Raw genomic sequence first — 26,730 nt, 5'->3', positions numbered from 1 at the left:
GGGCGGATGGAGCATGGTTTCGAGGAGTACGGACATGGTGGACACGGATCGCGTCATCGGCGGTGCCAAGGACCTTGGCGGCAAGGTCCAGGGCGCGGTTGGCGACGCCCTCGGCACGTCGCGCGACTCAGTCGAGGGCCGCTACCGCGAGGCGGAGGGCAAGGCCCAGGAGGCCTTCGGCCAAGCCAAGGACAAGGCTCGCGACGTGGCGGACGATGTCGGCGATTACGTCGGCGACGCCTACGAGCGCGGCAGCGACTATGCGCGGGAGGCCTATGACCGCGGCAGCGACTACGCCCGCGAGGCCTACGACCGCGGCGGCTCCTACGTCCGGGACGGCCACCGTGCCGTGACCGCACGCGTGGAAGAGAACCCGATGGTGGCGCTCCTCATTGCCGGTGCCGTCGGCTACGGCCTCGCACTCCTCCTGAACAACGGTAATCGCCGCTAGCCGCCAACGGAAGACCCCGCCGGCCGAAAGCGGCGGCGGGGTTCACGGGGTCATGAAGTCCGCGCTGCCCTATCCGCGGCACCGGGCTCGAACGGCGAGCGGGCGACAGTGCCGCTGGCCCCGTATTCCGAGCATCGATCGTTTTCTGAAATTCGTGGCGCAGGATCGGCCGGTCGTCGCCGGCGATGCGGACATCCTCGCGCGCTCGATCGTGAGGTCGGGAAACGCCGCCATTGAACGGCGGCAAACCGTCATACGACGGCAACGACGCGCCGATCCGATCCGATCAGAGGTCAGAGACGCCGGCCTCAGGCGGAAGGCGCACACCCTGCTCACAATGCCGCGCATCGGCCGTCGGGCGGTTTGAACCCTCCTGACAATTCCCTGACAGGTCGAGTCAGCCCTGCGAGGAGGCGCGATGTCACAAGACAGCGCCCCCGGCGAAACAGCGTGCGCTCCGCAGCGCTGCCGGAGGAAGCAGGACGACGGCATGCTCACCTCGGCTTTGATCCCGGCACTGACCAGCGCGGCGATTTTTGCGCTCGCTTTTCTCAGCAGCTTCATATCACGACAATTTCGATTGGCGCCAAATTGAAGTATTTACAAATCCTGTTATGATATCGTTAGTAAAAATTACCACGCGCCCTTGATGCAGCCAAATATCGAAGGATTGCAGCTCGATGACATCTCTTTATGCAATATCTCCTGGTCTTGAAGCGGCCTGTCTGGGCTTTTCGGCGGGTATTATCTTGGCAGCCATCACCTTTGCCGGGATAAAGGTGTTTGGTCACAGATATAATTTCTGAGATTTTGCGACTGGATCGCGACAAGAGTCGATCGGTCCGAAATCGCTCCGCGGAGCGAAGGGCGGTCGCGGGACCAAGGCGATCTGCGTGCAACGTGGCTGAGTGAGCATGCCACGCCCTGCCGGGTTGACCCACGACTGCCGGAGTCAAGCACGCAGCGGACCAGGTCTCCGGGCTACGGAACTGCCAGGAGAGTCCACTCTGCCGGACTGACGTCGAGCGACGCTTCGGCGTCACGGATCGGCATGGGGCATGACGGACCGAAAAGCCGAATCGGCAAGATCAACGCCCCGAGCCGGCAGCGCCGACGGCGAGCAGATAGGATTATCCAGCGCTCACATCGAAGTTAGAATAAATAAAAACTTCGATCTTTCAGCAAGAAGTCTGCTCTTTTCCCGTGATATTCTCGTATTGAGTACGGATTTTTCCGCTGCTAGACCGAGCCGATCGACCAAGTCCGGCAACCAAGCTTCCGGATACGGGTTTGCTCCCGGCATGTCGGCCCGGACGATGCCTGTTCGGGCATGCCGGGCCCCGATCGTAGAGGCGCTCGCCGACGGGCGAACCAGTACAGACCATGCAGGACGCCGTTGCGAGGCAGGACCTCATCGATATCCTGCTCGCGGACCGCAAACGGTTCGTCGAGGTGGCGCAACGCGTCCTCAAATGTCGTGCCCGAGCGGAAGACGTCGTGCAGGAGGCGGCCCTGCGGATCTGGCAGAGCGGCTCCGGGACCGAGCTGCACAGCCCCAAGGGCTACGTGCGCCGCATGATCCGCAACCTCGCCATCGACGCCGTACGGCAGGTCGGCTTCGAATGCCGGCTGCTCGCGCCGATCGCCCATGCCGAAGGCGCCGCCAGCCCATGTGCCTGCCCGCAGGAGCGGATGGAGGCCTGCCAGGCCCTCAAGGCCGTCTTCGCGGCGCTCGACCTGGCACCCGCCCGCACCCGCCGGGCGATCCTCGCCCACCGCCTCGACGACGTGCCGCAGAAGACCATCGCCGCCGAGAACGGCGTCTCGCCGACGCTGGTGAACTTCATGATCCGCGACGCCACGGCGCTCTGTCGCAGGGCGCTCGACGACGAAATCGGAATGGTACCGGCTGCGGTCGCGGCCTGAGGCTCCGCGGACGGAGGAAGCCGGAGTATCTGGCGCAGCCGCGGGTTTGCACGGCCTTGCCGTTTCCAAGGATAGGTATCCGAGCGTTTTGCGCCCGCCGCCGCCGGATGTTAGCCCGGCCCTCGGCCGCGCAGCGGATCGTCCGGGATGGCGCCGCGCAGCCGCAAATGGTCGCAAACGCGGAGGCCGTGTGACGACACCCCCTATCGGCGGAGCCCTCGGCGACGGCGTCCACCGGCTGACGCTGCGGGTCTATTACGAGGACACCGACTTTTCCGGCTTCGTCTACCATGCGAGCTACCTGCGCTTCATGGAGCGCGGGCGGACGGAGCTGCTGCGTTCGCTCGCCGGAGATCAGTCGGACCTGCACCGGGACGCGCGCGGGCTCGTCTTCGTGGTGCGGAAGATGGCCCTCGACTTCCTGAGGCCCGCGAGGATGGACGACCTGCTCGACGTGCTGACCTGGTCGAGCGAATTGCGCGGCGCCTCGATGCACCTGTCGCAGGAGGTCCGTCGCAACGGCGAGACGCTGACCCGTGCCGACGTGGTCGTCGCCTGCGTGCGCGACGGCCGCGCGATCCGGCTGCCCGATTCGCTCAGGCGCTCGCTCACCCCCTCGATCCCCGTCGTCGGCTAACCGGCTTTCCGGCAGACGATCAGCGCTCCGGCGAAATACGGGTCGGGCTCGGTGGGCAGCAGCGTCACCGACGCCATGCCGCGAGCGAACAGCGCTTCGGTGATCTCCGCCACGGGATAGAGGTTCATCTGCATGCCGCCGTCGTGCAGCGGGCGCCCGCGAAGCAGATTCCAGGCGGTCTGCGCGAAGGGCACCCGGTCGCGCAACCTGCGGACGAGATGCCAGCCGCGCGAACGGCGGCTCATGATCGGAACGTCGAGGGCGAGCACGCCGCCCGGCGCGAGCCGGTCCGCAATGCCGAGGATCACGTCGCGGCCGCGCTGCGGATCGATATGCTGGAGCACGATCAGGCTCATCGCGAAATCAATCGGCTTCGAAACCTCGTCGACGCGGTTGCAGAGCGTGAGGTTGGGCACGCTTTGAGCCGTCGCATTGCTCCGGAGTTCCCGCAGCATGCCGGGCGAGACGTCGATCGAAGTCACGTCCGCGAAACGGCGGCCGAGGGGCAGGCTGAGGCGTCCGACGCCGGCGCCGAAATCCACCGCATGGTCGCGCCGCACCGGGCCGACGGCGGCCTCGACCTGCGCCAGGACCCGCTCCACCGAGCGCTCGCCCGAGGCGAAGAAGGCGCCCTTGTTCGCGGCGATGTTGTCCTTCCGGTAGGCGTCGAGGGTGAGGACGCCGTAATACGGGTCGCTCTCGCCGTAGCGTTGCCAGATTGCGTCGGACGACATCATGCACTCCTGTTGCCGACGACTGAACATCGTTTCGGACGGAAGTGCACGCGCAATCGAGCCGGGCGCGGCCGGAAGTTGACGACGCGGTTAAAACCGTGGCCGTGGGGCTTCAGGCCGCCCCCACCGGGTCCGCGCCGAAGGTCGCACGGCTCACCGGATCAGCCGTACGAACACCGTGCGGCCGTAAGATAGCCCGGATCGACAACCATTCCTTAACCTTGACGCGCGCCTAAACTGGATCGCGAAAAGGTCGCGACGACCATGCGGCGGCCGGACAAGCTCGACCCTTACTTTCGACAGATTCCCGAGCGATCTCCTTTGATATCGCTCAAGGATCCGGCGAGAGCGCGGGGCCCGGCAGGGACGCCGCACCCGTCGTCGCGCCTTGGGGACTCTTGGGATCACGACCGATGAATCCAGCCGATGCCATGCAGGCCGCACCTGCCATCGACATGAGCCTGTTCGGCCTGTTCTGGCAGGCCCACTTCGTCGTCAAGCTCGTGATGGTGGGGCTGCTCGTCGCCTCGGTCTGGTGCTGGTCGATCATCGTCGACAAGACGCTTCTCTTCCGCCGCACCGATGCCGAGATGGACGCCTTCGAGGAGGCGTTCTGGTCCGGCCGCTCGCTGGAAGAGCTCTACCGCTCCTACAACGACCGCCCGGCCACCGGTCTCGCCGCAGTCTTCGTCGCCGCCATGCGCGAGTGGAAGCGGTCGTTCGAGGGTTCGGGCCGTCAGGTCCAGTCGCTCAGCCAGCGCATCGAGAAGCAGCTCGACGTCACCATCCAGCGCGAGGTCGAGAAGCTCGAATCGCGCCTGCTCTTCCTCGCCTCGATCGGCTCGGCCGGCCCGTATATCGGCCTGTTCGGCACGGTCTGGGGCATCATGACCGCCTTCACCTCGATCGCAGCCTCGAAGAACACCTCGCTCGCCGTCGTGGCTCCGGGCATCGCCGAGGCCCTCTTCGCCACCGCCATCGGCCTGTTCGCGGCAATCCCGGCGGTGCTCGCCTACAACAAGCTCCAGGCCTCGGTGGCGAAGTCGCAGTCGCGCCTCGAAGGTTTCGCCGACGAGTTCTCGGCCATCCTCTCCCGCCAGATCGACGAGCGCCTCTCGCTCGCCGCTTGATCCCAGAAACGTAGGAACAGCCTGATGGGCATGAGCCACGGTGCGGGTGGTGGCGGCAAGCGCCGCCGGCGGGGCAAGCGCGGTCCCGGCCCGATCAACGAGATCAACATGACGCCGTTCATCGACGTCGTCCTAGTGCTGCTGATCGTGTTCATGGTCGCCGCACCGATGATGACCGTGGGCGTGCCGCTCGACCTGCCGCAATCGAAGGCGAGCCCGCTCAACTCCGACGTCAAGCCGATCACGCTTTCGGTGCGCCAGTCGGGCCAGATTTTCCTCGGTGAGACCGAGCTGAAGGACGACGACATCGTGCCCCAGCTCATGGAGACGTCGAAGGCCGGCACCGGCACCGAGGAGCGCGTCTTCGTGCGCGGCGACAAGCGCGTCGAGTACGGCCGCATCGCGCAGGTGATGGCGATCGTCACCGGCGGCGGCTTCAAGAAGGTGGCGCTCGTCACCGAACCGGAACAGAACTGAGGGACGCCGGCAGGTGCGCTTCCCCTTACCTTCCTTCGATCGCAGCGAGCCCGGCGTCTGGGTCTCCGCCGGCACGCATGTCGCGTTGCTAGCGCTGGCCCTGTTCGCGGTGGCGGCGCCCGCTTTGCCGAATGCCGACGAAGGCGTGCCGGTCGAGGTGCTGACCGAACAGCAGTTTTCGGAATTGACCCGCGGCGAGCGCAACGCCGAGAAGCCGCAGGAGAAGCCGAACAAGGCCGACCGCGTATCCGAGAAGGTCGAAGATCGCGAGCCCGAGAACGCCAAGGTCGACAAGCCGGCGCCCCCGACCCGTCCCGCCGACATGAAGGTCGCCTCGGTCGACGAAATCCCGCTGCGCGCCGAGCCCTCCGAGACCGTCAAGGAAGAGGCCGCGGCCGCAGCTGCCAAGGCCGCCGAAGCCAAGGCGGAAGCCGAGCGCGCCGCCGCCGCCAAGGCGGAGAAGGCTGCCGAAGTGAAAGCCGCGAAGGCTGCGGAAGCCGCCGCGAAGGCCGAGAAGGCCGAGGCTGCCAAGCGCGACGAACTGCAGAAACTCGTCGAGCACGAGGAGGCCGAGGCGGTCGCCAAGGAAGCCGCAGCGAAGGAATCTGCAGCCAAGGCAAAAGCCGAGGCCAAAGCGAAGGCAGACGCGAAAGCCAAGGCGGAAGCCGAGGCGGAAGCGAAGGCCGAGGCCCAACAGAAGCTCGCAGAAGCCAAGGCCAAGGCTGAGTCCGACGCGAAGGCGAAGGCCGATGCGGTCGCCAAGGCGCGGGCCGAGGCGGCGGCAAAGGCCAAGGTGAAAGCCATGGCCGAGGCGAAGGCCAAGGCGGATGCCGAAGCCAAGGCCCGCAAGCAGGCCGAGATGGCCGAAAAGTTCAACGCCGGCGACATTAAGGAACTGCTCGCCAATAAGGCGCCGTCGCAATCCACCGGCTCGACCGGCCGCGAGGTCCAGCGGACGGCCTCCCTCGGCACCACGACGGGCAACGCCCAGAAGCTGTCGCCGTCCTTGCGCGACGCCCTCGTCGGCATGCTTCAGCAGCAGATCGAGCGCTGCTACTCGGCTCCGCCCGGCGCGGCGCAGGGCGTGATCCTGCCGATGCTCGACATCAAACTGAACGCGGACGGATCGCTGACCTCCGAGCCGCGGATCTTGCGCTCGGGTCAGAACGCGGTCGACCAGTCGATCGCGCAGGCCGCGCTCCGGGCCGTGCGCCGCTGCGCGCCCTACAAGATTCCGTCGCAATACGCGCCGTATTACAACGACTGGAAAGCCATCAACGCCGAGTTCGAGTTCTCGCGGGTGTAGGCCAAGCGCGACGCGCGCTCCTCCCCCTTGTGGGGAGGAGTTGGAGGTGGGGGTGGCGTCGGATGAGCCGCCACGGTGCCTTCTGAACCACTCCCACCCCTACCCCTCCCCACAAGTGGGAGGGGGGAGCCACACCCGGACCCTCTCCCTATCCGGAAGCGATCATGACGCAGCACTTCCTCACCCGGCGCAGCCTCGCCGCCGCCTTCACCGCGCTCGCGCTGAGCCTGGCCGCCGCGGCACCCGCGCAGGCCCAGCTCCAGCTGCGCATCGGCGGCGGCGCGTTCCAACCGCTGCCGATCGCGGTCGTCGATTTCGCGGGCGACCCGAGCCTCGGCACGCTGATGTCGAGCGTGGTGACGAACAATCTGCGCCGCTCCGGCTATTTTTCGCCGTTGGAGAAGGCCCGCTTCCCCGAAGCTCCGAGCTTCGACGCGGCGCCGAACTTCGAAAAGTGGCGCGGCACCGGCATCCAGGCGCTCGTCACCGGTCGCGTCGGCCGTGACGCCGGCGGCAAGCTCAAGGTCGAGTTCCGGCTCTGGGACGTCACCTCGGGTCAGCAGGTCACCGGCCAGCAATACGGCACGGATCCGGGCAATGCCCGCCGCGCCGGCCACCTGATCTCCGACGTGGTCTACACCAAGATCACCGGCATCGGCGGCTACTTCGACAGCCGAGTCGCCTTCATCGACGAGTCCGGGCCGAAGGAGCGCCGCCGCAAGCGCCTGATGGTGATGGACCAGGACGGCGCCAACGTCCGCGCGCTGACCTCCGGCGACGTCTCGGTGGTGGCCCCGCGCTATTCCCCGGCCGGCCAGGACATCGCCTTCATGACGCAGGCCTCCGGCCAGCAGCCGAAGGTGCAGATGATCGACCTCGAGAGCGGCACCCGCCAGACGGTGGGCAGCTTCGATTCGATGAGCACGAGCCCGCGCTTCTCGCCGGACGGCCGCCGCCTCGTGATGAGCGTGCAGCAGGGCGGCAACGCCGACATCGTCACCGTGGACATCGCCTCGAAGGCCCAGCACCCGGTGACGCAAGGGCTCGCCATCGACACGTCGCCGACCTACTCGCCGGACGGAGGCCAGATCGTGTTCGAATCCGACCGAGGCGGCTCGCAGCAGATCTACGTGATGGGCGCCGACGGCGGAAACCCGCATCGCATCTCGTTCGGCGAAGGCTCGGCCTCGCAGCCGGCCTGGTCGCCCAAGGGCGACCTCATCGCCTTCACCCGCCAGCGCAAGGGCGGCTTCGCCATCTGCGTGATGAAGCCCGACGGCTCCGGCGAGCGCGTGCTGACCGAAGGCTTCCACAACGAGGGCCCGACCTTCGCGCCGAACGGCCAATACGTGATGTTCTTCCGTGATCCGGGCGGCCAGGGTGGCGGCAAGCTCTACATGGTCGACATCACCGGCAAGGTGGAGAACCCGGTGCCGACGCCGTCCTTCGCGTCGGATCCGACGTGGTCGCCGTTGCTGGCGGGGCGGTAGACCAAGCCTCTATCGACGCACCGACAAGGTTGAATGTACCATTTTTTGGTACATTATGTCGTGAGGAGAAGCCTTCATGGCGCGCAACACGTCCATCTCGCTCGGCGATCATTTCGCACATTTCATCGACAGGCAGATCGATGGTGGGCGCTACGGTTCGGCGAGCGACGTCGTACGGGCCGGCTTGCGCCTGTTGGAGGAGCAGGAGGCGCGGCTCGAAACTCTCCGGGCCGCGCTGATCGAGGGTGAGGCCAGCGGCACGCCGGAGCCCTTCGAGACAGAAGCCTTCCTTCTCGCCAAGCGCGCACTGAGATAGGCCATGGGCTTCACGCTCTCGCCCAGGGCGCGGGCTGATCTCGACGGCATCTGGGACTACACGGCCGAGCACTGGAACGCGGATCAGGCCGACCGCTACATTCGCCAATTGGCCGAGGCTTTCGGCAATATCGCTGACGGATCAATTCCGGGCCGCGCCGCGAACGACATCCGAAAGGGCTACTTTAAGGTGCCGGTCGGTTCGCACGTCGTCTTCTATCGCCACGCCGCGGCAGGCGACGTCGTCGTGATCCGCGTGCTGCACCAGCGAATGGACGTCGCGCGGCATCTGTAGCGCTCGCGCGACTACGCGGGGCGGTTAAAGCCTTGAGCTAAATACCATTATCCCTTCCGCAAGAAACGGAAGTCCAAGGAGGGATAATCGCTTCTGCAGCAATTGCCGAGAGCAGGCGAACCGTCCCCCGCTACACCATCAATCGATCCCGCGCCTTCAGCGCCGGAAACAGCCGCCCCCACACCATCGCGACGAGCAGCGTAGCCAGTCCACCTGCAACGACGGCCGGCGCGGCGCCGACGAGGGCTGCGAGCGTGCCGGATTCGAATTCGCCGAGCTGGTTCGAGGCGCCGATGAACACCGATTCCACGGCCGAGACCCGGCCTCGCATGGCATCCGGCGTCTCGCCCTGAACCACGCTCTGGCGGACATAGACCGAGACCATGTCGGCGGCGCCGGCCACGAGGAGGCTCGCCATCGAGAGCCAGAAATCGTGCGAGAGGCCGAACACGACCGTCGCGAGGCCGAACAGGGCCACGGCCATCAGGAGTTTCGGCCCGGCCCGGCGCGTGAGCGGGCGGTAGGCGAGCCAGATCGCCACCGCGACAGCGCCGACGGCCGGCATGCTGCGCAGCGCGCCGAGCCCGAGCGGGCCGACATGCAGGATCTCGGCGGCGAAGATCGGCAGCAGGGCGGTGGCGCCGCCGAGCAGCACCGCGACGAGATCGAGGCTGATCGCGCCGAGCACCACCGGCTGCGCACGGATGTAGGACAACCCCGCCGACAGGCTCGCCCAGGTGATCGCGCCCCGCGCGGCCGGTTTCTCCGGCCGGAAGCGGATCGCGGCGACGAGGAGGCTGCCAAGCGCATAGATCGCGGCCGAAACCCCGAAGACCGTCGTCGGCCCGAGCACGTAGAGGACGCCGCCGAGCGCCGGCCCGATCACCGCGGCGCTCTGCCAGAACGACGACACCCAGACCACGGCGGTGCCGAAGTGTTCGCGCGGGACCAGGGTCGGCAGGAGCGCGCTCAGCGCCGGACTGGCGAAGGCGCGACCGATCCCCATCACCACGACGAGGGCATAGATCGGCCAGACCGAGTGGCCGCCGAGCAGGGCGAAAGCGAACAGACCGACTTGCGCGAGGGTCGCCAGACTCCAGGCGCCCGCAGCGATCAGACGCCGGTCATGGCTGTCGGCGACGTGACCGCTGATCGGCGCGGCGAGGATCGCCGGCAGGAAGGCAGCGAGCCCGGTGAGGCCGAGGGCGAATGGGCTGCGGGTGAGATCGTAGACGAACCAGCCCACCGCGACGACCTGCATCTCGCTGGCCAGACTGGTCAGGAAGCGCGCTGCGCCGAAAAGCCTGAAATCGCGGTTGCGAAACAGCGCCAAGCCGGTGGAGGAAGGCGACGTCATTGCCGGCCCGCTTGCCGTGCACCGAGCACGTGCGTCAAGCACCATGCCGTAGCCATCGCGATGAACGGGTACGGCGTGTAAGAACCTCGGCCCAGGGAGACACGGGATTTTGATGGAGCAGGACCGCGACGGTTCTCGGACGGCCGGGACGAACGGTAACGGCGAAGCCAGCGCGCTGCGGCTCCTGCAGGCGGCGTCCGGCCGTCGCCTTCTCGCCATGCACGCGCTCATCGTGGTCGTGCTACTCGCCACCGCCCAGAATTACGACGGCTCGATCCATCCGATCAGCCACTGGATCGTGCTCGTCGCCTACGCGATCTGCTCGCTTGGGCTCGGCCTCGCCGAACGCCGGGACCGGAGCGGCGAGACGCGCAACGGCGTGAGCTTCGCCAGCCGCCGCGCCGAGGCGCTGGCTTGGGCCTCGACGGCGCTGAATGCGGGCGTCGCGATCTATGTCGAGGTCGAACACCTCCTCGTCGGCGCGAATGCCGGCTTCGACGACGCGGCCGGCGCAGTGAGCAAGCTGCCGGCCTTCCTGCTCCTGCTGCAGACCGGGCTGACCATGCGGGTCTCGCACACGGTCGCATTCGCCGGCGCCGTGACGCTGGCCTGGAGCGGCACCATCCTCCTGGCCGTCCGGGAGGAGGCGCTGCTCGGTCCACATGTCAGCCTGTCGGACGAGGCGCCGACGCTCCTGACTTTCATTGCCACGAGCCTCGTCGTCGTCGACGGCGTCCGCCGCCTGCGCAGCGCAGTGACGATGGCGCTCCGCCTCGAACACGAACGCACCATGCTCGCCCGCTTCGTCCCAGGAAGCGTCGCCGTCGAACTCGCCCGCGAGGGCGGCCTCGGCAGCGTACGGGAGCGGCATGCCTGCCTGTTCGCGCTGGACATCCGCGGCTTCTCCGCTCTGACGCGCGAACAGCCGCCCCAGCAGGTCGTGCGTGCGCTCCTCGACGTGCGCGCCCTGACCCATACCAGCGTCACGCAACACGACGGCATCGTCGACAAGTACATCGGAGACGGGGTGCTGGCTCATTTCCTGGTGGGATCGCCGGAGCGTCAGGCGCGCGCCGCGCTCGATGCCGCGCGGACGATCCGCACGCGCCTCGACGCGCTGAACCGGGAGCGACGGGAGGCGAAGCTGCCGCCGCTCGCCATCACCATCGCGCTGCATGCCGGCCACGTCCTCGCCGGGGTCTTCGACGACGGGTTGCGGGCGGAGTTCACCGTACTCGGGCCGGCCATGAACATGCTCGCCCGCCTCGAAGCGCAGGCGAAGTCCGAGAACCTCGCTCTGGCCGCCTCCGACGAGGTCGTGCGCCTCCTCGCCGGACACCTGCCAGACGGCTTCCGCACCACCCGCGCCGGCACGGCCGACGTGCAGGAGGGACGCCTACCGGCCCTCTACGCCCTGACCGACGAGACCCCTGCCCCGGTGCCGAGCGCCTGATCGACACAAAAAGGGCCCGCATGGCGTCCGCCATCCGGGCCCGGCATAGCGCCGATGCGGATCAGCGGGCGCGGCGGCCGGTGGTGCCGGCGGCCCAATGCGGCTCGACCAGGCGGCTACGGACGTTGTGCGCCCCGGCATTCTCGGAAACCATCGGCTGGCCGAGGATCTGACCCGTGCTGTGGTGCTGCGAGTGAGCCGATCGAGGATCGTGGTACGGGTCGCTGACGTAGGAGCTCATGTGAGCGCCACCGGCGGCCTGACGGCTTCCGCCGCTGCTCTCGGCTTGAGCGGCCATCGGCAGGACGAGGGTGCCGGCGAGAATAGCGCAGGCGGCAAGGCTCTTCATGGGACGTACTCTCTATTTTGAATTCGGTCGCCGCCGGAGTCCGAATCCCGCGGCACATCGACAGCCTACTTCAATATTACTTGAATATCAGTGCGATTTATCACCAAACAATACTCAGATTCTAATCCGTTCAACTCAGACGCAGGGTGCATTTCCACACGAGCCTGATCCGGGTAGAAGAATTTTCGGGATTAAATCCAATCTGAAGCGCAATTTTTGCCGCGCGCGGTCGAGGGTCGAGCTGGTCCTGGGAACGGTCGGCATCGGATGCGGGTTTCCAGCGCCAGAGCCGCGATGATACGGACAACGGACCCGCGATCGGCGCGGCGGAGACGAGATCCGGTGCAGGGGCGCGCGACGCCATGAAGGGCTATGCAGCCAATGCGCAGATCATGGCGGATGTCGCCGCCGTGATCGAACAGGCACGCCTCGAAGGGCGCGACCTCGCGACGGCCCTGCGCATCGCCCGCGTAACGCTCGCCTATGTCAGCGGCCCGAATCCAGATCCGGAGCAGGCCAAGGCGCTCGAGAGCTTCGACCAGCACCTCAAGACCATCGCGGAGTGATCGGCCAGGACGGTCATGGTTCGGTTCAGCCCATCTGCGCGATCAAGGTCACAGCGCCGAACACCAGAACCGCCGCCACGGCAAGCGCCATGAGGATCAGTTGCGGGCGTGATTCGCGCAAAGGGTCGTCGTTCATTCCGGGAGCCTAGATCAGGGCGTGGCGACGCGGAAGCGCAGCCGGCTCGCGATCACCGCATCGTTTGGTTCTGCTATGTTGAGGCCATGAACGCCAACGCCCCGCCGCCGGCCTCGGCAGCCCCTGCCCGGCCGCCCTCCGTCGAACGTTTGCTCGCCGCACCCGAGGCCGCAGCCAGCCTGACGGCCCATGGCCGCAGCGCCGTCCTGCACGCGATCCGCTCGGTGCTGGCGGACGGGCGCACGGGCCGGGAAGCCCTGGTCGACCCGATAGCCATCTTCGCCCGCGTCGATGCGCGTCTGGTTCAGGACAACCGGCCCTCGCTGCGTCCGGTCTTCAACCTCACCGGCACGGTGCTGCACACCAATCTCGGCCGGGCGCCGCTGCCGCCGGAGGCGGCGGAGGCGGTCGCGCGGGTGATGCTGCAGGCCTCGAACCTCGAATACGACCTCGCCCGCGGCGAGCGGGGCGAGCGCGACGACCATGTCGAGGCGCTGATCTGCCGCTTGACCGGCGCGGAGGCGGCGCTCGTCGTCAACAACAACGCGGCGGCCGTGCTCCTCGTGCTAAACGCGCTGGCCATGGGCCGCGAGACCATCGTCTCGCGCGGCGAACTCGTGGAGATCGGCGGCTCGTTCCGCGTACCGGACGTGATGATGCGGGCCGGCAGCCGTCTGCGCGAGGTCGGCACCACGAACCGCACGCATCTGCGCGACTATGCCGAGGCGATCGGCCCCGAAACCGGCCTCGTCATGAAGGTCCACCAGAGCAACTACGAGATCCGCGGCTTCACGGCGGAAGTCGAGGAGGCGGCGCTCGGAAAGCTCTGCCGCGAGCGTGCGATCCCGTTCGCGGTCGATCTCGGCAGCGGCAACCTGATCGACTTCGCGGCCTACGGCCTGCCGCCGGAGCCGACCGTGCGCGAGGCGGTCGCCAACGCCGACCTCGTCACCTTCTCCGGCGACAAGCTGCTCGGCGCGGTCCAATGCGGCATCGTCGCCGGCCGGCGCGAGCTGCTGGCCGGCATCCGCAAGAACCCGCTGAAACGCGCGCTGCGGGTCGACAAGATGACCTACGCTGCGCTGGAGGCGGTGCTGCGTCTCTATCTCCACCCCGAACGCCTGCACGAGCGGCTGCCGGCTTTACGGCTTCTCACCCGCAAGACGACGGAGATCGAGGCGCAGGCGCGACGGCTGCTGCCGGAGGTCGCAACGCGGATCGGCGCGGGGGCACGGGTCACTGTCGAACCCTGCATGAGCCAGATCGGTTCGGGGGCGCTGCCGGTGGAGACCCTGCCGAGCGCCTGCCTCGCTTTCCACCCGCCCGAACAGAGCGCGCGTGGCGAAGGCACTTGGCTGAAGCGGCTGTCGGAGCGTTTTCGGGGATTGCCGATGCCGGTGATCGGCCGGATCAGCGACGGGGCGTTGCGGCTCGACCTGCGGACGCTGGAGGACGAGGCCGGGTTTTTGGCGCAGATCGATGGGTTCGCGCTTTGAAAGACTATCCGACGAGGTCGTCGATCGTGACCCCAAGCGCGTCTGCTAAGCTTCTCAGCGTATCGACGGTACCCTCGCGCTTGCCCGTCTCGATTTGGGAGAGGAACGGCTGCGCGATGCCGGCCTCCTCCGCCAACACCTTGGCGGTCATGCCACGATGCTCGCGCCAGACGCGGATGCGGCTCTCGCCGGAGAGCAGGCGATCCACGATCTCGGACGGGACCAACTCCTCCTCCCCCGCGGCGAGCCTGCGACGGTACTCTTGAACGGCGAGGCGATCCGCATTGTCTTCGGCGGCCTCGGCTAGGAGTTTGAAATCGGCCTCGGACAGCATGACGAGACGTTCGCCGGCCGGCGTGACGATGGTCTGTGCGTTAATGCCTCGTCCTTCCCGAACCATCGCAGCGCTCACACCGGCTCCGCCACCCGAAATGCCTCGATCCCCCGCCGCTCCGGGTTGATCGCCGCGAGCGCGCGCTTCGCCGCCTCCAGCGGATGCTCCGACTCGATACGGACGGAGGCGAGATCGGGGCTTTTGTACACGGTGACGATGGTGTCCATCACCTCGGTCAGCGTGGTGCGCTTGTCCTCGGGCGCAGCGATCAGGAGCTGCAGTCCCCAGGCGTGGAACAGGTCGACCAGCGCTTGAGAGTTGCGCACGTCGAGCTTCGAGAAGGCCTCGTCGAGGAGGCAAAGGCCGAGGCCGGGATGCTCGTGGCCGGGGCGGTCGCCGGGGTAGTAGGCGGAGGCGAGCGAGGCGGCGATGGCGACGTAGAACGGGGCCTGCGCCTCGCCGCCGGAGCCGCGGGTGGCGCGGTTCGAGAGGGTGGTGCGGTTGCCGGCCCCGTCCCGCATGCCGATCTCGTAGACGAAGTAGTTGCGGTAGTCGGCGAGCCGCGCGGCGCTCTCCTCACCGGCGATCAGCGCAGTGATCTCTTCCATCGCGGCCGACAACGGACCGTCCTCGACCTCGGGCAGCACCGCCTGCGCGGCGTCGGGCGAGCGGGCAACCTCGGTGGCCAGCGCGTGGACGGCGGCGTAGCGCCTGTCGACCACCGCCTCGAAGGCATAGGTCTGGCCGGTGAACTTTTGCGAGGACAGACGCTCGTTCAGCGCGTCGAGCCGGGTCTTCACGCGCTCGAAGCGGTCGGCGAGGCGGGTTAGCAGGTCCTCGGTCATCAGGCGCCGCATCTCGCGGTTCGCCCGCTCGGCCTGGTCGCGGTAGCGGCGCAGCTCGTGCCCCTCGACCGAATCGTGCTCGCGCCGCGCCCAGGCATAGCCGAAGGCGGCGGTGGCCTCATCGCGGCCGAGGGGATTGTCGATGCGGCGCTGCACGCAGTACTCGGCGAGATCGCGCTCGGCGGCCCGACCCTCGGTGCGGGCGGTCTCGAGTTCTGAGCGGGCGGACGTACGAGCGGCGCTTGCGACAGCCGCGAGTTCCTTCAAATCGAGACCGGCGAGATCGGCGCGCATCTCGCGCAGCAGCGCCGGATCCAGCCCCTCGGCGCGCGCCATCCGAATGCGCAGGGAATCGCCGCCGGCCCAGCGGGCATAGGCCGTACGACGGGCACCCAACGCGGCGCGGGCAGCGTCCCGAGCGGAACCAAGCTTCGCTTTCAGTCCCGCTTCCTCGGCCAAAAATCCGTCGCGCTTGGGCTCGAGTACCTGCACCAACTCGGTGAGATAGGCCGAGCGCTCCTTGGTGAGCTCGCGGATCTCGGCCTCCAGCGCACCGGTATCGGCCTGCTTGAGCTGTTCGTGCTCGGTGGTGAGGCTACGACGCCGGCCCTCGATCGTGTCGGCCTCTTCGCGCAGGGTGGCGACATCGAGGCTCGCTGCGGAGAGACGGGCGCGAAGCGAGGCGGCTATGCGGGCGGCCTCCCGCATCACGGTGGCTTCGCCGCGCAGGCGTCGCGCGTCCTCGACGGCGGTTTCGAGGTTGCGGCGGCCCTCGGCCGTAGGCCCGCGCTGACCGCGGGTCATCATCAGCTGCACGGGGCGCACCACGGAGTAGGCCATGCCGGAGGTCGAGCGGCCGCTCGGCGCGACGGCGCGGCTCATATGGGCCAGCGCCGCGTCGTTCGGGGCGAGGTCGTAGCCGCCGAGGCGCGCGGCCAGGAAAGCCTCGGCGTGGTCGCTGTCCGTCTCGATCAGCCCGAGCGGGCCGTCGTCGAAGCGACGGGCCGTGCGGCGGGCAGTGTCGGTCGTCTTGACCAAAAGGCAGCGGTAGAACCGGGCCTTCTGCTGTTCCAGCAGGCCGAACGCCTTGTTCAGCCGGTCCGGGTCCACCACCAGCGCCTCGCGGGCGCCGCCGAGCAGGCCTTCGAGCGCCGGCCCCCAGGCCGGATCGGTGATCTCGGCGAGCTCGCAGATCGGCGTCGCGTCGATGCCGATCCGGGCCAGCTCATCGCGAAACGCCAGCGTGTGCGGCGAGAGGCGCCCGGCGCTGCCGTGGCCGGAGGAAAAGGCGGCGGAGAGCGCCTGCGCCTCCTTCTCTCCCGTACGGGCACGGATGGCGAGGTCTTCGGCGGCCTCGTCGAGGCCGGCCGCGATGTCCGGCAGGTCGGCGAGGCCCGCGACGAGCCGGCCGAGCACCCCGTCGGCGCGCAGGGTCTCCTCCGGCGGGGCGTCGCGGCGCAGGCCCGAGCGGGCGCAGGATTCGATCAGGCGGGCGGCCTCCGGTGCGCTGGCGCGGATCGTCGCGGAGACGGTTGAGAGCCGTCCGGCCTCCTGCACCAGGCCGACGAGCTCGGCGACGCGGGCAGCAAGGTCGCGCCGGTCGCGGGCCAGCATGGCGAGCCCGGCATTCGAGGCGGCGAGCCGCCCCTCGGCGGCGCTGCCGATGATGAGCGCCTTGCGCTGGGCGATCTCGGAATCGATCTCGCGCACGAAACCCTGGCTGGTGGCGACGCTCTCGCGGGCGATCCGCAGCGCGTCGCCGGTCTCGACGAGCCGTGTGCGGGCGCTGGTCCAGTCGACGATGCGGCGGCGAAGCTCTGCGCTCGCCGCCCGCAACTCGTCGAGAGCGGCCGCGAGGCTCGACTCGGCCCAGGTCTCGTAGCGCCCGACGATCCGGCGCAAATGCGAGAGTCGCGTCTCCAGCTCCTCTATGGTCTCGCAGAGCCGGCGCCAGTTCTCGACCGATTGCCGGATACGGGCGACGTCGAGGGGCGCCGGCTCCAGCACGAAGCTCTTCACGAAGGCACTCGGGTCGAAGATCGGCTTGAACGCGACGGCATTGGAGAAGGTGCGCAGGAATTGCCGCGGCTCGGGCGCCGGCGCGCCTTCGCGCATCAGGGCCAGCACCTCGGCGGTGAAGCGCTCGCCGGAGGAGCGGAACTGCTCGAAGCGCTCGGCGCGGCGGTTGAGATCGGCGGCGATCTCGCTCCACGGGGCGACGAAGCTGCCGCGGTCGGTCTCGCGAACGTAGTCGGCGATCTCGAAGCGGTGGCCGACGGCGATGAAGCGCGAGATCGTCTCTTCGCGCTGCTCGTCGGAGCGTGCGGCGAGCGCCAACCCGACCGAGACGATGCGCCCACTCGCCTCGTTCTCGAAGGTGAGCGCGATGACGGTCTCGCAGGATTCCCGCGTCGGACGCCCGCCCTCGGCGGGGTCGCTGATCCAGCCGAGGCAGTAATCGCGTACCGTGCGCGAGCTGCGACCCGAGGCCGAGGCGTTCAGCGCGAGGCGGCTGGCATTGTTGCCGGCGAGCACAGTGCCGACCGCGTCGAAGATCGTCGACTTGCCGGCGCCCGTCGGTCCGACCAGGGCGGCGGCGCCCCGGATCCGGATCTGCTGGCGGCGGATCAGATACCAGTTCGAGAGCGCGATGTCGGTGAGGAGGTACAAACGGTGGCTGGCCAGTGGTTTCGGGCAAGAAGTCCCGGCAGAGCTACAGGATTCGACGGCCGTTCGGGAGTCACCTCAAAGACAGCACCCGGCGAATCACGCTGCCGGTGGCCCGCGTCGGGCTTGACCGCACAAGCGTAGCTGTTTCAATGCGCGCGCATTCGGGATTGGGCGCAGGAGGCGACGACATGCAGCGGTTCGCGATCCTGCTCTGCCTCGGCACCGTCCTCTCCGGCTGCACCGGCTTCGAATACATCTCGAAGACCTATGTCGCCCTGCCCTCCCAGGTGGTGACGATCGGCTGCAACGAGCCCTACGAGGTCTACGACAACCGCCAGCGTCGGCGCATGCTCGTCGTCTCGAACTCGCTGCGCGAAGTCACGGGCTGCGGCATCGGCGAGCGCAACGAAGGACGCGATCCGGCGGCGTCCCGCGCCGAGCGCTTCCGCACGGCAGCCCGAGCCTTCCTCGACGAGACTGTGCGCGAGGATTGCCGGATCACCGGCGAGACGGTGTTCGCCGATCTCCAGACCGAGTTCGCCTATACCTGCGAGGCGCCGATCGAGCGCCGCGGCACCAAGACCCCGCGCCTGCCGAGCCGCGGCCGCGTCGGGACGATGTGATCGGCCGGACGACGCTCAGGCGTCATCCGCCGGCGACGTAAAGGTCCGCTCCGTCGCGTCCCCCGCCGCCGCCAGCAGCGCCCGCGCGAACGCCCGCGCTTCGGTCCGGTCAAGGCTGAGAACGGCGGTCACCGGCTGACCGCCGACATCGGGCAGGCCGAGTTCGAGCCGCACGCCATCGCCCTCGGCACGGGCCGACAGGCTCCAGCCGCGCTCTCCGCTCGAAGATCTGCCGCCGCCCGGCCCGCTCATCGTCTTTTCCTCCACCCCCGCCTGCATGACCGATCGGTGCGCCGGAGACCAGTGGGCGATGCGTCGAAGACGATTGACGGGCGGTGTGCGGGATGGTGTCTGCGGCCGGCTCGCGCCGCTCACAGGCGCATCTCCCTTCACGCAGGACGCGACGACAATGGCCGAGATCTGGTTCCGCACGGGCGAGGCGACGGTGCTCGCCGCCGAAGGTCAGTACACCGACGCCATGCCCGAAGTGCTGATCGGCTCGACCCGCGGCCCGGTCGGCCAAGCCTTCGCCGGCATGATGGGCCAGGTCCAGGGCCACACACGCATGTTCGTGGTGCGCGACCTCAACCAGCTCGTGCGCCCCTCCACGATGATGACCACGAAGGTCACGATCCACACCGCCGAATACGCCGAGCTCCTCGGCGGCGTGGTCCAGGCCGCCACCGGCGACGCCATCGTCGATTGCGTGATCGAGGGCATCCTGCCGAAGGACGGCCTCGATGAGCTGTGCATGATCATCATGATCTGGCTCGACGAGCGTTGCGGCAGCGACCCGAACGTCGACCGCAAGGACCTCTACCGCACCAACTACGAAGCCACGAAGCTCGCCATCGGCCGCGCCATGAAGGGCGAGCCGACGATCGACGAGCTGATCGCCAACCGTAAGACGGTGAAGCACTACGCGCTGGAAGACGTGATCGACTATTGATCCGCATGCCGTCAGCCCGGGGGCTCGCCGAAGGCGGGAACCCGGGATCCGCCCGACACACTGCGGCCGGCCTTGGATGAAACGCTCTGCGCGCCCGTCATCCGGGTTCCGCTACGCAGCACCGGATGACGGAATGGATAATTCGGCTCGGCTGGCATCGCAGCCTGAACGCGGCGGCTGACCGCGTTTGGTTTGTTATCAATCCGAGACGCGCGTTCCGCGCCGCAACACGGCCTCGTTGATCCGCAGGAGGATTTCGTCGGGCACGTGAAGGCTGAATCCGGCCTCCCGCTCGCCGGAGGCGAAGCGGGCGACGAGCGCCTCCACGGAACGGGATGTCGTCCTGCGGTCGGCGGCCAGCGGCGACCGGAACGCAAGGCGTCCCTCGGCCTTGCCGTGCCGGATGTAGTGATGAAGCGGCTCGATGCCGTCGGCAGCGACATCCGGATTGGCCGCGAGATACGCGCCCACGCCGAATTCCGGTCCAGGATCCCGCCGCTCGCGGCGGCCGATGCGCGCGTAATGAAGCAACGCCGATTGCGACCCGACGTCCTTATAGAAGCGGGCGTACCAGTCAGGGTCGATAAAGCGGTTCGGTCGCCGACCCTCGTCGATGCCGTGATCACGGAAATGGCGCCACGGGTCGACCCCGGCGGCGGCGACATCGGGATAATGCTCCAGATACCACGCGGCGTCGAAGATCTCGGCGAGCCTCGCGACCGTGACCGCGTTGGACCGTATCGACCGGCGGAAGCGCCGGATCCGATACCACGTACCGCGAACGAAGCGCTTCATGAGGCGGCTCCGATGAGGCGCGCGCGGCCCGTGGACATCTCGTCGGGATCTAACGTGCGATAGACCCGCTCTCCGCGCATCACGGCCAGAAGCTGCTCAGTCGAATCGGCCCAGGTCAAATGCGTCATTGGTGCAGGCGCAGCGATCCGTCCGCTCTGCCGGGCGGCGAGCCAGGATCGGATCGCGGCAGCGAGGCCGCCGGGCCGGCTGTCGAAATAGTCCGCGCTCGTCCCTCCGACCTCACGGAAGACCGGTAGATCCCGCGCGAGGATCGGCGTGCCCCGTGCCGCCCCTTCGACGAGCGGCAAGCCGAAGCCTTCGCCATGCGAAGCGACGACCACCGCCGTGGCGGCACCGTAGAGCCTGTCGAGGTACTCGTCGCTCACCTTCGGCAGCCAGACGAGACGTGTCGCGTATTCCCGGTGGCCGCGGATGCGCTCGGCGAGTTCCTGAACCATCCACCCCTCCTTGCCGACCACGACGAGCGCGACGTCGCCCCCCTCCGCCCAAAGGGTGTCGAAGGCGTCGAGCGCATCGGCATGGCCCTTACGGGGCTCGACGGTGCCGACCATCAGGAAGGTGGACCGCCGGCCCATCGCCGCCAGCACGGCCTCGCCGTCCTCCGGCACGCCGGTGGTCGGCATCCCGACCGCGAGGTTGTGGCCGAGATGGAACCAGCCGATCTTGAGAGGGCTGGCACGCTTGGCGATCGCCTCGGAGGCGGCGAACTTAATCACGCTCTCGGCGGTTGTAGCAGAGATGCAAGCAATGTGATCGGCACAGGTCGTGATGGTGTCGAACCAGCGCCGGTCCAACGCTTCGAGCCAATCCGGAAAGTACCGAGGTATTTCGAGTGGGAGAAGATCATAGACAACGTTGGTAACGGTACCACCGGCACGTCTGAAGCGGCCTAGCCAGGGAGCAGCATCCGGAAGCCGGTCCGGAACCCAGTCCAGTCCGAGATAGTGATCTCCTGGGCCGAAGGCGACGGGTGTGTCATCGAGCGAGCCGATCAACAAACTGAGCCGGTCGCGGACGAACGAGCGCGCGTAATGCGGGATACCGTCGCGTATCACGACCGGCTCGATACGGAATCCCTCCGGTGGGTTTGAGATCAGGCGATCGAGCACTGCGCGAACCACTCGTTCGATCCCAGTCCGTAGATCGTCGCGCGCAATGCCAGACACATCACAGAATATCTGGCGGAGGCGGGGAGACGGATAGAGAGCACGCAGATGGCCTGCCAAGCGTACAAGATCGTTTGAATTCGGCTGCGTATCGGTCGAGATGTCGGCGACAGCATCTACCAGTACGCGTTCGCGGACACGCCCCGAGGTCGTCGCGAATCCATTCACGATGTCCCGCACGCGACGGCCGATGGTTCTCGGCTCGTGCGCGACGGCGAGATGCGCACGAGCCGCCTCGCCGAGCCGACAACATTCCTCGCGATCCTCGCGGAGACGAAGCAGGACGGCGCCGACCTCCTCGGCGTCCGCATAGGGCGCGAGCTTGACCAGACAATCGTCCGGAAACTCGGTCACGGGTCCGAGGTCCGTCGCGATCGTCGGCAGGCCATAAGCCATCGCGCCGAGCGTGGCGCCCGAAGTCTCGCCGCGAGATTCGGTCCGGAGCTGGATCGCGACGTCCGCCGCCGCCATGTAGTGCCCGTACTCTGCGTCGGAGAGGCGGCCAGCGAAGACCACCACGGCATCGGGATAGCGATCGGTGACGGCGGCCAGCACCTCGCCCGCATAGGGCTCATGGTGGGGCCCGACGAAGACGAGGCGACTCGTGTTGTCCGCTGCGAGGCCGCTCGCGACGAAGCCCTCGGCCGTCAGCAGGTTGAGCTTGCGCGGATCAACGATGCCGAAGCTCGCGACCACGAAGGCGTCCTGCGGGATGCCGAGCGTCTCTCGCGCCGCGTCGCGCGTGCCGAGCTTCGGCAGGGAGCGCAGATGCGGCACGACCGTCATCATCGGCCGCACCGTCGGCCCGAAGGCCGCTTCGGCGATTCCGAGGGCGAAGTCGGAGTGCACGATGACGCCGTGGGCATTGCGGAAGATCGCGCCGCTCATGGTCAGTGCGCGGCCGACGCCGTCATATCCCTCGTCGGCCAGCAGGCGCAGCCCGGTGATGCCGTGAGAGGCGTAGATCTCCTCGACGATCACGTCCGCAGGCTTCCCGGCGACGTGCAGCAGGTGGATCGCGAGGTTCGACAGGAAAGCGTCGTGGAGGATGACGGTGCCCGGAAAGCGCGCGAGCAGCCGGAACATGTGGGTGTGGAAGGTCGAGTTGCCGAAGGAGTAGACGATGCAGTCATAGCCGCCCGCATGCCGTTCGAAATAGGCGATGTCCCGCACCGCGCAATTGCCGGCGAGCCAGGGATCCTCGGTCGAGCCGTCCGGATGCACGAGATCGATCTCGTAATGGTCGAGCAGTTCGCGCAGCAGCTCGGCGCTGTAGTCGGCGATCCCGGAATGGTCGGGCGGCAGGGGCGAGACGAACGCCATACGGGGCCGGCGCGCCGGCGCAGGCAGCGCCAGACGCTCCGGGAACCGGATCTCGGCGCGCTCGCGCATTCGGCGGGCGTGAAGCTCCTCGAAGGCGTCGAGTGCGCGCCGAGCCGCCGCCCGCCACGTGAACATCCTTGCCCGTTGCGGGCCGTAGGCGCGCATGGCCTCCCGCCACTGGCGATTGCCGAGGGCGAAGAGCAGCCGTTCGCGCAGCGACTCCACGTCGAACGGGTCGAAAAGGCAGTCCTGCCGGCCGACCACCTCGGGAAGGCTGGTGTTGTCGGCGACGAGCACCGGCGCACCGCACGCCATCGCCTCGAGCGGCGGAAGCCCGAAACCCTCGTGCGTGGACGGAAAGACCAGCACGTCGCACAGGCCGTACAAGGCGATCAGGTCGGCATCGGCGATGTAGCCCGTGAAGATCACGTGCTCGGGCGGCACGCCGTGACGCTCGGCCGCCGCCGCGATGGCCTCCTTCTCGTGCGCCACGAGCTTGCCCGCGAAGACGAGATCGAGATCGGCGCGTAAGGCCGCGGGCAGCTGCGTGTAGGCCCGGACCAGCAGTTCGATGTTCTTGCGCGGATCGGCGGCGCCGACGAAGAGGACGAAGCGCCGGCTCATGCCGTATCGGCCGAGCAACGCGCCCTTCTCCGGTGCCGACAGGGAAACGGGGCGGAAATGATCGCCGACGCCGGCGAACATCACCGCGATGCGCTCGTCCGGCAATTGCAGGAGATCGATAGCCTCGCGCTTGGAGTACTCCGAGATCGAGAGCAGCAGGTCGGCACGCTTCAGATCCTGCACGTTGCGCAGGTAATGCCTCTTGTACGCCGGCGACCCGAGATAGCGGTCGGGATCGGCCAGCGGGATCAGGTCGTACAACGTCACCGCGGTGGCGTGGTCGCCCTGGAGCAGCCCGACGGAGGTGATGAAGTCCTCGACGAAGCCCTCGAACAGCGAGCCGACGTGAACGATGTCGGGCGCGATCTGCGCGATGCGCGCCTCGCGCAACAGGGCGGCCGCGCGGGCATGCCAGACATTGGCCTGGTGTACGCAGGCCGTCGGTCCATAGGGTCCGAAGGTGTGGATCCGCCCCGGCGGCAGCAAGCGCCGGAACTCCGTCTCGACGGCATCGATCTCGTGGGAGAGATCTTCTCCAAGGAGCACATGAAACTCGTGCCCCCCCTCTGCGATCATCGCGAGCGCCAATTGCCGGGTCAGCCGCCCGATGCCGCGCTCCCGGCTCGACGACTGAAGCCCTTGCAGATCGAGGAGGATTTTCACGGACCGTATGTCTCTGGTTAGGATCGTTCCAGTCGCATGCGGTGCTCCCGCACCGCACCATCGAAGATCGAGCGGGACACATAGGCGGCAGTGCGGTTTTTGTCATTAAAAGATACCACGGCGGCGAGCCACGCCTTCGCGGGAACTCGCCTGCAAGGGGCATCAACCCGCAGTCGGCCGAGTCCGTTTAATACCAATCGGCATTCGAGTGCCTGGCTATCCGTATATCTCGCAAGCTGAAGGCACTCGACGTGATCGATGTTCTCTCGGATCTGTTCAGCCGGCGCGGTGTGCCGGGTCATATCCGCTCGGACAACGGGACGGAGTTCATCGCCAAAGCGGTCCAGGACTGGATCGCAGCAGTTGGCTCGCAGACCGCCTACATCGAGTCGGGCAGTCCGTGGGAGAACGGCTATTGCGAGAGCTTCAACGCCAAACTGCAGGACGAACTTCTCAACGGCGCGGTGTTCCACACCCTTAAAGAGGCCAGCGTCGTGATCGAGCAATGGCGGAGGCACGACAACAGCATTCGTCCGCACTCGTCACTCGGCTACCAGCCGCCTGCGCCAGAGGTCGTCATCTGGCCAACCGAACCGAGCAGCTCAACGCCGTTCGCCAGCGCCACCATCGTCAGGAGACCTGACCCTGACTCAGTTTGATGGGTCTAGGTCAGGCACTCTGTCCACGTCGGGTCAAAGTGCAGCAATGCGCTACCAGCTGCTCGGGAAATCAATTCAATATTCCGTATCATTCGCGGCATGCACGAACGGCAAATGCAGCGGATTGGGCCATAGTCTCCCATCTGCGCCAGCTTTTGCGGCGAACGGTATCGGTAGAGAATATAGCATCAACGGGAAGGCTAATGGGTCGAATCTAACGCTTGGTGCCCGCGTTTTGCGGCTTGGATGATGCGATCCGGATAGGCGGTCCAGACGAAGGGCTTTGGTTGGCGGTTGGTCTCGGCGACGAAGCGTTTGATGGCCACCTGCACGTCGATCAGGGATCGGAACACGCCGCGTCGCAGCCGCCGCTGTGTGAGCTTGGCGAAGAAGCCCTCGACGGCGTTGAGCCAGGAGGCGGAGGTTGGCGTGAAGTGGAGGTCCATCGCGGATGGCGATCGAGCCAGGCGCGCACCTTCGCGTGCTTGTGGACGGCATAGTTGTCGAGGATCGCGTGCACGACCTTGCCGGCTGGCACGGCCGCCTCGATCGCATTGAGGAAGCGGATGAACTCCTGATGCCGGTGGCGCTGCATGCAGCGGCCGATCACCTTGTCCTCCAGCACGTTCAGGGCGGCAAACAGCTTCGTCGTGCCGTGGCGCTTGTAGTCGTGGGTGCGCGTCGTCGGGCGGCCCGGCTTCATCGGTAGGGGGGCCTGTGTGCGAGCGAGCGCCTGGATCTGGCTCTTCTCATCAACGGAGAGCACGACGGCATGAGCCGACGGGTCGACGTAGAGCCCAACAACATCACGCAGCTTGGCGGCGAAGGCCGGGTCGGTGGAGAGCTTGAACTGGCGGACCCGGTGCGGCTGCAGGCCATGCCCGCGCCAGATCCGCTGCACCGACGAGGTGCTGATGGACGCGACCTTGGCCATGGCCGCCGCCGTCCAATGCGTCGTCTCGCCGGGCGGATCACCCTGCGTCAGGGCCACCACGCGTTCCGCCACCTCCGGACCGAGTGGCGCAAGACGCGCCGGTCGCGTCTTGTCCCGCAGCAACCCGTCGACACCCTCCTGAGCAAACCGCTCCTGCCAGCGCCAGACGGCCGTCTTGGACACGCCCGCTGCGCGCATGATCGCATGAGTGCCAAGGCCGTCGGCGCTCAGCAGCACGATGTTGGCGCGCCAGACGTGCTTCTGGGCCGTGTTCCGGTCCCCGACGATTGCCGCGAGCCGGTTGCGATCCGCAGGCGTGAGGGTGATCGAGATGCCATGCCGCATCCCCACAGACTCGCATTACAAACCCGAAACCGAAACCCGCCACGGACTCGCCCGTTAGATTTCAGCCACTAAATGTTTGATCCCAGGGTTTGATGGTGCAGTCTTCACGTCGGAGTGGAGGGACGCGCTATGGGCCAGGTTCTTCACGGCAGCGCCACAACGACGGAGGCGGTCCGTCGAGCGATCCAACATAGTCAAGCGAGCCTGAGGACGCTCTCGAAGCGCTACGGGATCAACCCGAAGACGGTTGCCAAGTGGAAGAAACGGACCTCGGTCGCCGACCAGCGCACGGGGCCGAAGGATCCGCATTCGACGGTGTTGTCACCCGAAAATGAAGCTGTGGTCGTCTCCTTTCGCCGCCACACGCTCCTGCCGCTCGACGACTGCCTCTACGCGCTTCAGGCCACGATCCCGCACCTGACCCGCTCGTCGCTGCATCGCTGCCTGCAGCGGCACGGGATCAGCCGATTGCCGGAGGTCGACGGCGACAAGCCCAAGCGGTCGCGCTTCAAGGCCTACCCGCTTGGCTACTTCCACATCGATCTGGCTGAGGTTCACACCGCCGAAGGCCGGCTCTACCTGCTCGTCGCCATCGATCGCACGACCAAGTTCGCCTTCGTCGAGTTGCACGAGAAGGCGACACGGCGAGTTGCCGGTGACT

The 26,730-nt window shown here is 67.4% G+C and carries 24 protein-coding genes and 3 pseudogenes; 18 read left to right on the top strand and 9 right to left on the bottom strand.

Annotated elements, in window-relative coordinates:
* The first annotated feature begins 34 nt into the window (after positions 1-34).
* The 5 genes from FV217_RS01975 (at position 35) to ybgC (ending at position 3,014) form a co-directional block, all read left to right on the top strand.
* Positions 35-451, top strand: a complete 417-nt coding sequence (locus FV217_RS01975; RefSeq protein ID WP_147813771.1) for a CsbD family protein — start codon at positions 35-37, stop codon at positions 449-451.
* A gap of 52 nt (positions 452-503) precedes the next feature.
* Entirely contained in the window at positions 504-818 is a 315-nt protein-coding gene (locus FV217_RS01970) for a hypothetical protein (RefSeq protein ID WP_147813769.1), read from the top strand.
* A 51-nt stretch (positions 819-869) separates the two neighbouring features.
* Positions 870-1,046: a hypothetical protein gene (locus FV217_RS22645; protein ID WP_187272399.1), complete on the top strand. Its 177-nt coding sequence runs from the start codon at positions 870-872 to the stop codon at positions 1,044-1,046.
* 788 nt (positions 1,047-1,834) lie between these two features.
* A complete protein-coding gene (locus FV217_RS01965; protein ID WP_147813767.1) occupies positions 1,835-2,377 on the top strand; it encodes a sigma-70 family RNA polymerase sigma factor in 543 nt (180 codons plus the stop codon).
* Positions 2,378-2,567: 190 nt separating this feature from the next.
* Entirely contained in the window at positions 2,568-3,014 is a 447-nt protein-coding gene (gene ybgC, locus FV217_RS01960) for a tol-pal system-associated acyl-CoA thioesterase (protein ID WP_246682700.1), read from the top strand.
* Here ybgC and FV217_RS01955 read toward each other — a convergent pair.
* Entirely contained in the window at positions 3,011-3,748 is a 738-nt protein-coding gene (locus FV217_RS01955) for a class I SAM-dependent methyltransferase (protein ID WP_187272398.1), read from the bottom strand. The two genes, ybgC and FV217_RS01955, sit on opposite strands and share 4 nt — an antisense overlap.
* A gap of 413 nt (positions 3,749-4,161) precedes the next feature.
* Between FV217_RS01955 and tolQ the strand changes: the two genes are divergently transcribed.
* The 6 genes from tolQ to FV217_RS01920 all read left to right on the top strand — a co-directional run bounded on the left by tolQ (position 4,162) and on the right by FV217_RS01920 (position 8,761).
* Positions 4,162-4,878: a protein TolQ gene (tolQ, locus tag FV217_RS01950; RefSeq protein ID WP_147813763.1), complete on the top strand. Its 717-nt coding sequence runs from the start codon at positions 4,162-4,164 to the stop codon at positions 4,876-4,878.
* Positions 4,879-4,902: 24 nt separating this feature from the next.
* Complete coding sequence (locus tag FV217_RS01945; protein ID WP_147813761.1) at positions 4,903-5,355, top strand: biopolymer transporter ExbD; 453 nt, start codon at positions 4,903-4,905, stop codon at positions 5,353-5,355.
* A 13-nt stretch (positions 5,356-5,368) separates the two neighbouring features.
* Positions 5,369-6,661, top strand: coding sequence for a cell envelope integrity protein TolA (gene tolA, locus FV217_RS01940; RefSeq protein WP_147813759.1), 1,293 nt, complete (start codon positions 5,369-5,371; stop codon positions 6,659-6,661).
* 164 nt (positions 6,662-6,825) lie between these two features.
* The gene (tolB, locus tag FV217_RS01930; protein WP_147813757.1) at positions 6,826-8,151 is read left to right on the top strand and encodes a Tol-Pal system beta propeller repeat protein TolB; all 1,326 of its coding nucleotides are present in this window, start codon (positions 6,826-6,828) and stop codon (positions 8,149-8,151) included.
* A gap of 76 nt (positions 8,152-8,227) precedes the next feature.
* Positions 8,228-8,467, top strand: a complete 240-nt coding sequence (locus FV217_RS01925; RefSeq protein ID WP_147813755.1) for a type II toxin-antitoxin system ParD family antitoxin — start codon at positions 8,228-8,230, stop codon at positions 8,465-8,467.
* 3 nt (positions 8,468-8,470) lie between these two features.
* Positions 8,471-8,761, top strand: coding sequence for a type II toxin-antitoxin system RelE/ParE family toxin (locus tag FV217_RS01920; protein WP_147813753.1), 291 nt, complete (start codon positions 8,471-8,473; stop codon positions 8,759-8,761).
* A gap of 130 nt (positions 8,762-8,891) precedes the next feature.
* On the opposite strand, the gene FV217_RS01915 is transcribed toward FV217_RS01920, so the two are convergent.
* On the bottom strand, positions 8,892-10,118 hold the full coding sequence (locus tag FV217_RS01915; RefSeq protein ID WP_147813751.1) for an MFS transporter: 1,227 nt from the start codon (positions 10,116-10,118) through the stop codon (positions 8,892-8,894).
* A 112-nt stretch (positions 10,119-10,230) separates the two neighbouring features.
* Between FV217_RS01915 and FV217_RS01910 the strand changes: the two genes are divergently transcribed.
* Positions 10,231-11,571, top strand: a complete 1,341-nt coding sequence (locus FV217_RS01910) for an adenylate/guanylate cyclase domain-containing protein (RefSeq protein ID WP_246682699.1) — start codon at positions 10,231-10,233, stop codon at positions 11,569-11,571.
* 61 nt (positions 11,572-11,632) lie between these two features.
* Here the strand turns inward: FV217_RS01910 and FV217_RS01905 are convergent, their stop codons facing one another.
* A complete protein-coding gene (locus tag FV217_RS01905; RefSeq protein ID WP_147813749.1) occupies positions 11,633-11,920 on the bottom strand; it encodes a hypothetical protein in 288 nt (95 codons plus the stop codon).
* A 362-nt stretch (positions 11,921-12,282) separates the two neighbouring features.
* Here FV217_RS01905 and FV217_RS01900 point away from each other — a divergent pair, with 362 nt between their 5' ends.
* Positions 12,283-12,486, top strand: a complete 204-nt coding sequence (locus FV217_RS01900) for a hypothetical protein (protein WP_147813747.1) — start codon at positions 12,283-12,285, stop codon at positions 12,484-12,486.
* Between the two features lie 222 nt (positions 12,487-12,708).
* Positions 12,709-14,118, top strand: coding sequence for an L-seryl-tRNA(Sec) selenium transferase (gene selA, locus FV217_RS01895; RefSeq protein ID WP_147813745.1), 1,410 nt, complete (start codon positions 12,709-12,711; stop codon positions 14,116-14,118).
* Positions 14,119-14,122: 4 nt separating this feature from the next.
* On the opposite strand, the gene FV217_RS01890 is transcribed toward selA, so the two are convergent.
* Both FV217_RS01890 and FV217_RS01885 read right to left on the bottom strand, forming a co-directional pair.
* On the bottom strand, positions 14,123-14,497 hold the full coding sequence (locus tag FV217_RS01890) for a helix-turn-helix transcriptional regulator (protein ID WP_147814000.1): 375 nt from the start codon (positions 14,495-14,497) through the stop codon (positions 14,123-14,125).
* 29 nt (positions 14,498-14,526) lie between these two features.
* Positions 14,527-17,967 (bottom strand): SbcC/MukB-like Walker B domain-containing protein, encoded by a 3,441-nt coding sequence (locus FV217_RS01885; protein WP_147813743.1) that lies wholly within the window; start codon positions 17,965-17,967, stop codon positions 14,527-14,529.
* A 188-nt stretch (positions 17,968-18,155) separates the two neighbouring features.
* On the opposite strand from FV217_RS01885, the gene FV217_RS01880 reads away from it, so the two are divergent.
* A complete protein-coding gene (locus tag FV217_RS01880; RefSeq protein ID WP_147813742.1) occupies positions 18,156-18,590 on the top strand; it encodes a hypothetical protein in 435 nt (144 codons plus the stop codon).
* Between the two features lie 15 nt (positions 18,591-18,605).
* Here FV217_RS01880 and FV217_RS01875 read toward each other — a convergent pair whose 3' ends face one another.
* Positions 18,606-18,842, bottom strand: a complete 237-nt coding sequence (locus FV217_RS01875; protein ID WP_147813740.1) for a hypothetical protein — start codon at positions 18,840-18,842, stop codon at positions 18,606-18,608.
* 157 nt (positions 18,843-18,999) lie between these two features.
* On the opposite strand from FV217_RS01875, the gene fae reads away from it, so the two are divergent.
* The gene (gene fae, locus FV217_RS01870; protein ID WP_147813738.1) at positions 19,000-19,539 is read left to right on the top strand and encodes a formaldehyde-activating enzyme; all 540 of its coding nucleotides are present in this window, start codon (positions 19,000-19,002) and stop codon (positions 19,537-19,539) included.
* Positions 19,540-19,737: 198 nt separating this feature from the next.
* Here the strand turns inward: fae and FV217_RS01865 are convergent, their stop codons facing one another.
* Positions 19,738-20,334, bottom strand: a complete 597-nt coding sequence (locus FV217_RS01865; RefSeq protein ID WP_147813736.1) for a hypothetical protein — start codon at positions 20,332-20,334, stop codon at positions 19,738-19,740.
* On the bottom strand, positions 20,331-24,131 hold the full coding sequence (locus FV217_RS01860; RefSeq protein WP_147813734.1) for a glycosyltransferase: 3,801 nt from the start codon (positions 24,129-24,131) through the stop codon (positions 20,331-20,333). Before FV217_RS01860 ends, FV217_RS01865 begins: the two co-directional genes overlap by 4 nt.
* 206 nt (positions 24,132-24,337) lie before the next feature.
* Between FV217_RS01860 and FV217_RS01855 the strand changes: the two are divergent.
* A pseudogene (locus FV217_RS01855) lies at positions 24,338-24,790 on the top strand (integrase core domain-containing protein); the annotation flags it as partial.
* Between the two features lie 200 nt (positions 24,791-24,990).
* Here the strand turns inward: FV217_RS01855 and FV217_RS01850 are convergent.
* Positions 24,991-26,069: pseudogene (locus tag FV217_RS01850) on the bottom strand (IS630 family transposase).
* 129 nt (positions 26,070-26,198) lie between these two features.
* On the opposite strand from FV217_RS01850, the pseudogene FV217_RS01845 reads away from it, so the two are divergent.
* Positions 26,199-26,730 (top strand): annotated as a pseudogene (locus FV217_RS01845) (IS481 family transposase); the annotation flags it as partial.

Source organism: Methylobacterium sp. WL9, from assembly GCF_008040035.1.
GTDB lineage: Bacteria > Pseudomonadota > Alphaproteobacteria > Rhizobiales > Beijerinckiaceae > Methylobacterium > Methylobacterium thuringiense.
Note: the sequence above shows the minus strand (reverse complement) of the source record. Positions and strands in the feature narration are given on the sequence as shown.

Excerpts from the sequence above, each read along its gene's own strand:
- FV217_RS01920 (WP_147813753.1), top strand. The coding sequence starts at position 8,471 with ATGGGCTTCACGCTCTCGCCCAGGGCGCGGGCTGATCTCGACGGCATC.
- fae (WP_147813738.1), top strand. The coding sequence starts at position 19,000 with ATGGCCGAGATCTGGTTCCGCACGGGCGAGGCGACGGTGCTCGCCGCC.
- FV217_RS01880 (WP_147813742.1), top strand. The coding sequence starts at position 18,156 with ATGCAGCGGTTCGCGATCCTGCTCTGCCTCGGCACCGTCCTCTCCGGC.
- FV217_RS01910 (WP_246682699.1), top strand. The coding sequence starts at position 10,231 with ATGGAGCAGGACCGCGACGGTTCTCGGACGGCCGGGACGAACGGTAAC.
- FV217_RS01905 (WP_147813749.1), bottom strand. The coding sequence starts at position 11,920 with ATGAAGAGCCTTGCCGCCTGCGCTATTCTCGCCGGCACCCTCGTCCTG.
- selA (WP_147813745.1), top strand. The coding sequence starts at position 12,709 with ATGAACGCCAACGCCCCGCCGCCGGCCTCGGCAGCCCCTGCCCGGCCG.
- FV217_RS01945 (WP_147813761.1), top strand. The coding sequence starts at position 4,903 with ATGGGCATGAGCCACGGTGCGGGTGGTGGCGGCAAGCGCCGCCGGCGG.
- tolB (WP_147813757.1), top strand. The coding sequence starts at position 6,826 with ATGACGCAGCACTTCCTCACCCGGCGCAGCCTCGCCGCCGCCTTCACC.
- FV217_RS01965 (WP_147813767.1), top strand. The coding sequence starts at position 1,835 with ATGCAGGACGCCGTTGCGAGGCAGGACCTCATCGATATCCTGCTCGCG.
- FV217_RS01975 (WP_147813771.1), top strand. The coding sequence starts at position 35 with ATGGTGGACACGGATCGCGTCATCGGCGGTGCCAAGGACCTTGGCGGC.
- FV217_RS01915 (WP_147813751.1), bottom strand. The coding sequence starts at position 10,118 with ATGACGTCGCCTTCCTCCACCGGCTTGGCGCTGTTTCGCAACCGCGAT.
- FV217_RS22645 (WP_187272399.1), top strand. The coding sequence starts at position 870 with ATGTCACAAGACAGCGCCCCCGGCGAAACAGCGTGCGCTCCGCAGCGC.
- FV217_RS01865 (WP_147813736.1), bottom strand. The coding sequence starts at position 20,334 with ATGAAGCGCTTCGTTCGCGGTACGTGGTATCGGATCCGGCGCTTCCGC.
- FV217_RS01875 (WP_147813740.1), bottom strand. The coding sequence starts at position 18,842 with ATGAGCGGGCCGGGCGGCGGCAGATCTTCGAGCGGAGAGCGCGGCTGG.
- FV217_RS01900 (WP_147813747.1), top strand. The coding sequence starts at position 12,283 with ATGAAGGGCTATGCAGCCAATGCGCAGATCATGGCGGATGTCGCCGCC.
- FV217_RS01925 (WP_147813755.1), top strand. The coding sequence starts at position 8,228 with ATGGCGCGCAACACGTCCATCTCGCTCGGCGATCATTTCGCACATTTC.
- FV217_RS01970 (WP_147813769.1), top strand. The coding sequence starts at position 504 with ATGAAGTCCGCGCTGCCCTATCCGCGGCACCGGGCTCGAACGGCGAGC.
- FV217_RS01955 (WP_187272398.1), bottom strand. The coding sequence starts at position 3,748 with ATGTCGTCCGACGCAATCTGGCAACGCTACGGCGAGAGCGACCCGTAT.
- tolQ (WP_147813763.1), top strand. The coding sequence starts at position 4,162 with ATGAATCCAGCCGATGCCATGCAGGCCGCACCTGCCATCGACATGAGC.